Annotated in this window: 5 protein-coding genes and 1 pseudogene; 3 read left to right on the top strand and 3 right to left on the bottom strand. The window is 63.2% G+C overall.

Features of this window, described 5'->3' with window-relative positions; all coding sequences use genetic code 11:
* Positions 1 to 297 precede the first annotated feature (297 nt).
* A pseudogene (locus tag FHT02_RS21480) lies at positions 298 to 468 on the top strand (nitronate monooxygenase); the annotation flags it as partial.
* 868 nt (positions 469 to 1,336) lie between these two features.
* Here FHT02_RS21480 and FHT02_RS05695 read toward each other — a convergent pair.
* Positions 1,337 to 1,870: a hypothetical protein gene (locus FHT02_RS05695; RefSeq protein WP_184085385.1), complete on the bottom strand. Its 534-nt coding sequence runs from the start codon at positions 1,868 to 1,870 to the stop codon at positions 1,337 to 1,339.
* Positions 1,871 to 1,883: 13 nt separating this feature from the next.
* Positions 1,884 to 3,032 carry a zinc-dependent alcohol dehydrogenase gene (locus tag FHT02_RS05690; protein WP_184085383.1) on the bottom strand — a complete coding sequence of 383 codons (1,149 nt, stop codon included), beginning with the start codon at positions 3,030 to 3,032 and terminating at the stop codon, positions 1,884 to 1,886.
* 260 nt (positions 3,033 to 3,292) lie between these two features.
* Here FHT02_RS05690 and galU point away from each other — a divergent pair, with 260 nt between their 5' ends.
* Together galU and FHT02_RS05680 are read left to right on the top strand one after the other, a co-directional pair.
* Positions 3,293 to 4,192 (top strand): UTP--glucose-1-phosphate uridylyltransferase GalU, encoded by a 900-nt coding sequence (gene galU, locus FHT02_RS05685; RefSeq protein ID WP_184085381.1) that lies wholly within the window; start codon positions 3,293 to 3,295, stop codon positions 4,190 to 4,192.
* Positions 4,193 to 4,222: 30 nt separating this feature from the next.
* Positions 4,223 to 5,566 carry a UDP-glucose dehydrogenase family protein gene (locus tag FHT02_RS05680; protein ID WP_184085380.1) on the top strand — a complete coding sequence of 448 codons (1,344 nt, stop codon included), beginning with the start codon at positions 4,223 to 4,225 and terminating at the stop codon, positions 5,564 to 5,566.
* 539 nt (positions 5,567 to 6,105) lie between these two features.
* On the opposite strand, the gene FHT02_RS05675 is transcribed toward FHT02_RS05680, so the two are convergent.
* A complete protein-coding gene (locus tag FHT02_RS05675) occupies positions 6,106 to 6,294 on the bottom strand; it encodes a hypothetical protein (RefSeq protein ID WP_184085378.1) in 189 nt (62 codons plus the stop codon).
* Between the last annotated feature and the right edge of the window lie 57 nt (positions 6,295 to 6,351).

The raw sequence follows: 6,351 nt of genomic DNA, 5'->3' as shown, positions 1-6,351 counted from the left end.
TGCGGAGTGCGTGATGAACATTGGAAGAGCCGCCCGCGAAGCCCCATCATGCGGCGGCACATGCCGACCGCGAAGACGACCATGCTCCCGGCAACGGCATCTCAGAAACCCCTTGCAACCGACGCGATTAGACGACGAATGGCCAAACGTGAGAAGCGGCAATGCGGCTCTGAACGTCCACATTTGGGTCTTCCCGGCCGCAGAGCTGCCAGTCAGCTTCCGCCCCAGAGCCCGACATTCACTTTGCGCTTCGAGATGCCCATAAGCAGACGATCGTACATTGGGGTTGGTGTGCTCATGTCCTTGCTCGATCGTTTCGAACTCAGTGCGCCGTTGATCCAGGCTCCGATGGCCGGCGTCTCAACGCCGCTCCTGCCGGCATCGGCTTGTGAAGCGGGGGCGTTGGGCTCCATCGGTGTCGGCGCGACGGACGCTGCGGGTGCCCGCACCATGATTGAGGAGGTGCGTGAGATTGTGGCGCAGGGTATCGAGGCGGGTGGCCACCGCGGCATGTTGCTCACGTGCGCGCTCGCGGTAATATGCCGGGTTTTCAGCCATAGGCCCCTCCGTCGCAGGCGGCTAAACGAAACCAAGAGCGAAACGTTGCCGCGAGCCGGAGACCGCCGGTACGCGTCCGCTCTCGACCGTGACCTCTAAAATGCCGCCCTTCCGCTGCCGCTCAATCTAAGCCGTTCAGGCAGCTGCCTTCGGTTGCCGCGAGCGGCTATAGAGCCGTATGAACGACCGGCTGAAATTGGGGAGCCGGAAGGGTGGTGTAAGCGTCGGCTTGGGTCTTAGCGGCCGATCAGCGAGCGAAGCTAATGTCCGCTTCGCGCGATCTGGTCCGGGAGCTGCCAAGCTTCAACCGGCCGATTTGGGCCATCCGAACAGGTCGAATCGGTCGATCAAGAAGGTGCCAACTTGTACCATAATGGTTCGTCGGGCGAGGGTTCGTGTCTATGTTTCGGACCCGGTGCGGGGTGGGGCCACGCAGGGGCCACGGACCTGAGATGGCCCAAAAACCCGCGCTTTTCCGCGGTTTATGCGAACAAGTGTGAGTCCTGTAAGCGCACCATTCGCAAATACCTAGTTTTCACTACCTGTTCCCTAAGGGGGAATCGCTGGCGTGCGGCGCTTCCGGCTTTCGGCATTCATGCGCGCTATCATGCGTTTGCTCGGTGGAGCCGCTGCCCACGCACTTGTTCCCACTTGTTGAAGCGCGTGCTGCGCCCGACATGACGGCTACGGACCGCAAGATCGGCGACATGCTCGGACAGGAGAGGGCTTGATCCGGGGGCGGGCCGTTCAAGCGACCTGCCGCCCCACAGGATCCGCTTCAGCCTTGTGTGCCGTCCTCGCGCTTCCGGGCGCGCCGGCCCCGGGCAAGCAGGCTGATGGCCAGCGATACGCCCGCGACGACCGCGACTTTCTTGGTGAAGCCGCGCTTGTTATATGCAAGCTCGGAGCGGATGCCCATCTCGCCAGGAATGTTGGGCAACCGGGCATGGGCGAGATCGGCGACGACGCCCTCAACCACGTTGATCCGGTCGGCGCCCATCAGCATCAGCCAGTGGATCCAATTGGACTCGCTCCAGCGGAAGGCCGTGCGGCGCAGCACGCCGCTGAGCCCGCTGGGCGGTGTCGAAGTCCCGACCACCGCCGGCTGGCGGATATGCTCGATCGACTGGAGGATCTCGACATCGGGATGCTGGATCGGCGGACGATCCCAATGGCGGGTGAGCCCATGATCCTGCGTCTGATCGCGCATCGGATATGTGGGATCGTTGCGCGGATCGGCGTCGACACCCCAGCCTGGGATGGTGGAGGTGTCAACCAGCGACGGGCTCTCGGTCTTGACGGGAAGAGTCATGCGGGCCTCCTGCTCAACCGCCATTGGGCACCAGCACCGGCTTGATGCAGCCGTCCAGCTTGGCAGCGAAAATGTGATACGCGTCAGCCACATCGGCCAGCGGTACCTTGTGGGTGATCATCGCCTTTGGGTTGATATGGCCGGCGCGGACATGCTCGATCAACCGCGGCAGCAGCCGCTTCACCGAAGCCTGGTTGGCGCGGATGGTGATGCCCTTGTTCACGACATTGCCCATCGGCACCATGTTGCCGGTCGGGCCATAGACGCCGACGACCGATACAATCCCGCCCTTCTTTACCGAATTGATTGCCCAGTGGAGGGCGATCGCATTGCCCGCCTCGAGCTTCAGTTTGGTGCCGAACAGCGTCTGGAGGAAATTGCCCTTGGCATCGCCGCCGACCGCGTCGATCGCAACGTCCACGCCCAGGCCGTCAGTGGTCTTCTTCAGGAAGACCACGACATCGTCCACTTCCTTGAAGTTGTAGACCTCGGCTGGGCCGAAGGTCCGCGCGAACTCCAGGCGATAGTCGATATGGTCGAACACGATCACGCGGCCGGCGCCGAACAGCCAGGCGGCCCGCGCCGCCATCAAGCCCACGGGGCCGGCGCCGAACACCACCACCGTGTCGCCCTTCTGAATGCCCCCCATCTCGGCCGCCTGGTACCCGGTCGGCACCACGTCGGTCAGCAGCACGGCGTCGTCGGGATCCATCCAGTCGGGGATCAAGGTCGGCCCGACATCGGCATAGGGCACGCGGACATATTCGGCCTGACCGCCGTCATAGCCGCCAGCAGTATGCGAATAGCCGTAGATGCCGCCGACCGCGGTCGCCTGCGCGTTGGACTCGTGGCAGTTGCCGAACAGCCCTTGCTTACAGAAATGGCACTGGCCGCAGGCGATATTGAACGGCACCAGAACATGGTCGCCTGCCTTCAGGTTCTCGACCTCGGGCCCGACTTCCTCGACGATGCCGCAGAACTCGTGGCCAAAAGTCATGCCCACGCGCGTGTCGGGCACCATCCCGTGATACAAATGCAGGTCCGATCCGCAGATGCACGACCGCGTGACCCTCACGATCGCGTCGCGCGGGTGCAGGATCTTGGGCATCGGTTTTTCCGACAAGCGGACCCGATATGGTCCGCGATAATCCATCGCCAGCATGCATGCTCCTCCGTTGCCCATCCGAACATCGCTAAAGCCTTGCAGTTCCGCGACTTACATAGGTTATGCTAGACGCTGCCCCTGGCGTCGGGGTGTGCGGAGCGTCGGCACTCGGTCCACCAGATGATTCTCATGGACGCGGGAAGGTCCTGACCGTTAGGACGCGAAATACTAGCTCACCGGAGCCCAGCGGACGATCAGCCGAAATTGCCGTTAACCACTTCCCCATTTATGCTGCGCCGCAGCGATGGAGGTGATCAATGGCACCAAAGACGGTACGTAAAGCAGTGTTTCCCGTGGGTGGCCTCGGCACCCGCTTTCTTCCAGCAACCAAGGCAATTCCCAAAGAGATGCTGCCGATCGTCGACCGGCCGCTGATCCAATACGCCGTCGAAGAAGCGCTCGAAGCCGGCATCGAGCACATGATCTTCGTGACCGGTCGCGGCAAAGCAGCGATCGAGGATCATTTTGATATCGCCTACGAGCTGGAGTCCACCATGCGCGGCCGCGGCAAGTCGCTCGACATCCTGGACGGCACGCGGCTGAAGCCGGGCTCGATCACCTATGCCCGTCAGCAGGAGCCGATGGGACTGGGGCACGCGATCTGGTGCGCTCGCGATGCAGTGGGGGACGAGCCGTTTGCCGTGCTGCTCGCCGATGATTTCATGGTCGGCCGACCGGGCTGCTTGAAGCAGATGGTCGAGGCCTATGCCCGTACTGGCGGCAACCTGATCTGCGCGGAGGAAGTGCCCGACGATCAGACGCACCGCTATGGCATCATCACGCCTGGCGCGCGCGATGGCGCGCTGACCGAAGTACGCGGCTTGGTCGAAAAGCCGGCGCCCGGCACCGCCCCGTCGAATCTGTCGGTGATCGGGCGATATATTCTCCAGCCCGAGGTCATGCAGGTTCTTGAGCGTCAGGAAGCGGGCGCGGGCGGAGAGATTCAATTGACCGACGCGATGGCGCGGCTGATCGGCGAGCAATCGTTCCACGGCGTCACGTTCCAGGGAACGCGGTACGATTGCGGCGACAAGGCTGGGTTCCTGCACGCCAACTTGGCCGTTGCGTTGGGCCGTGACGACCTGGGCGACGCCGTCGAGGCGTTCGCGGCCGATCTGCTCGACCGTCGCGCGGCGCAGCGCCGCGTCGCGGCGTGACCAATTTCATCCAGTAAGGGAGTATTAGGGATGCGTATCGTGATGATCGGGTCCGGCTATGTCGGTCTCGTTTCCGGCGCCTGCCTCGCCGATTTCGGCCACCAGGTGGTCTGCATCGACAAGGATGAAAGCAAGATCGCGCGGCTGAAGGGAGGGCAGATCCCGATTTACGAGCCGGGGCTGGAGGATCTGGTCGCGCGCAACGTCGCCGCCGGGCGGCTGACTTTTTCCACCGAACTCGGTGAGCCGGTCCGCGCCGCCGAGGTCGTGTTCATCGCGGTGGGCACGCCCGCGCGCCGTGGCGATGGCCATGCCGACCTGTCCTATGTCTATGGCGCTGCCGAAGAGATCGCGCCGTGGCTCGACGGTTTCACCGTTATCGTCACCAAATCGACGGTGCCGGTCGGCACGGGCGACGAGGTCGACCGCATCCTGCGTGAGACCAATCCGGAAGCCCAGTTCGCCGTCGCATCGAACCCTGAATTTCTGCGCGAAGGCGCCGCGATCGAAGACTTTAAGCGTCCCGATCGCATCGTTGTCGGCATTGAGGACGATCGTGCCCGGCCAGTGATGGAAGAAGTCTATCGGCCGCTCTACCTCAACCAGTCGCCAGTCCTGTTCACCGGCCGGCGCACCAGCGAGCTGATCAAATATGCTGCCAACGCTTTCCTGGCGCTGAAGATCACCTTCATCAACGAAATGGCGGATCTGTGCGAGGCAGTTGGAGCCGATGTGCAGGAGGTTGCGCGCGGCATTGGTCTGGACAACCGCATCGGCGGCAAGTTCCTGCACGCAGGCCCCGGCTATGGCGGCTCCTGCTTCCCCAAGGACACGCTGGCGCTGGTCAAGACCGCTGAGGATTCCGGCGCGCCGCTGCGACTGGTCGAGACCACGGTGGCGGTGAACGACACCCGGAAGCGCGCAATGGGCCGCAAGATCGTCGCCGCGTGTGGCGGATCGGTGCGCGGCAAGAAGATCGCGGTGCTTGGCCTGACCTTCAAGCCCAACACCGACGACATGCGCGACGCGCCGTCGCTGTCGATCATACAAGCACTGGAGGATGGCGGCGCGACGGTAAGCGCGTTCGATCCCGAAGGCATGTCGTCGGCGCGGGCGCTGTTGCCTAACGTCGAGTTCGTGACGTCGCCTTATGATGCCGTGGACGCCGCCGCGGCGACGGTGATCGTCACCGAATGGGACGCGTTCCGCGCGCTCGACCTGCGCAACATCCGCGAGCGAATGGCAGGCGACGTGCTGGTCGATTTGCGCAACATCTATCGTCCTGAGGCTGCGGAAGCGGCGGGGCTGTTCTATTTCGGCGTTGGTCGTGGCCAGCTGTCCGAACCTGCGGAGCTCAGGGCCGCGGCGGAGTGAGCGTTTTGGGGTGCGGGATCGACTTGTCAGTCCCGCAACTCCAATGGCCTCGAATGCATGTAGAGCCATGCGATGAATGCCGGGAATGCCTCTAAAATGTGCGTGGTGGCCGAGTTCGGCAATCGACGCCGGGGGGGTGTTTTATACATATTTCGTATCTGCGTCCGCGTTGCGGCGCGTTGTTGCTTTGTTTCCTTCCCGCCTGCTCTGGTGGCTCTTGTCCAACTGAAAGCAGTCAAGGCACGATCTTGTTCGCGGGGCCGACCGTTACGGGGGTGGCCTCGACTAGCGGGTCGGATCAAGGCGTTTCAGCAGCACCGGCAGCCTCAACTGCGGCTTCCGCGAGTCCTTTTTCGAACTTGGACTTCGCAAGCGGAACCAAGCCGCCGGAACGTGCGGTGCTGTCAGTAGGGGCGGGCAGCTATGCGCTTATGGAGCACGTGCTCATGCCGCAAAGACGCAACTGGTCGCGCGGAATGGCACGGCTGGTTGGTCAACGTGCCTTAACTACGACACGCCGCACGTGCGAGCGGCGAGAATCAGCCGAGCAGCCAAGCTCCAAGCGCGCCGAGCGCCGCGAAAAAAGCAGTAATTCCCGCCCAGCGCGATACGCCCTGCACGATCCGCTCGCCCGGCGAATCGGTGTCGCCGTAGGGGAATTCGATTTCGGCGCTGATACGACCAGGCGGGGTGTCCGCCCGGTCCGCCACTGCCACTATGTTCGCCACGCCTGAGACCCTTGTTTGTCCAGCGCAGGATTACTCGGCAAACGGTTATCAAACGGT

Origin of the sequence: Sphingomonas xinjiangensis, from assembly GCF_014199255.1 — a bacterium.
GTDB lineage: Bacteria > Pseudomonadota > Alphaproteobacteria > Sphingomonadales > Sphingomonadaceae > Sphingomonas > Sphingomonas xinjiangensis.
Note: the sequence above shows the minus strand (reverse complement) of the source record. Positions and strands in the feature narration are given on the sequence as shown.

Bases quoted from the DNA above. Each gene is read 5' to 3' on its own strand.
- FHT02_RS05690 (WP_184085383.1), bottom strand. From the start codon at position 3,032: ATGCTGGCGATGGATTATCGCGGACCATATCGGGTCCGCTTGTCGGAA.
- FHT02_RS05680 (WP_184085380.1), top strand. From the start codon at position 4,223: ATGCGTATCGTGATGATCGGGTCCGGCTATGTCGGTCTCGTTTCCGGC.
- galU (WP_184085381.1), top strand. From the start codon at position 3,293: ATGGCACCAAAGACGGTACGTAAAGCAGTGTTTCCCGTGGGTGGCCTC.
- FHT02_RS05695 (WP_184085385.1), bottom strand. From the start codon at position 1,870: ATGACTCTTCCCGTCAAGACCGAGAGCCCGTCGCTGGTTGACACCTCC.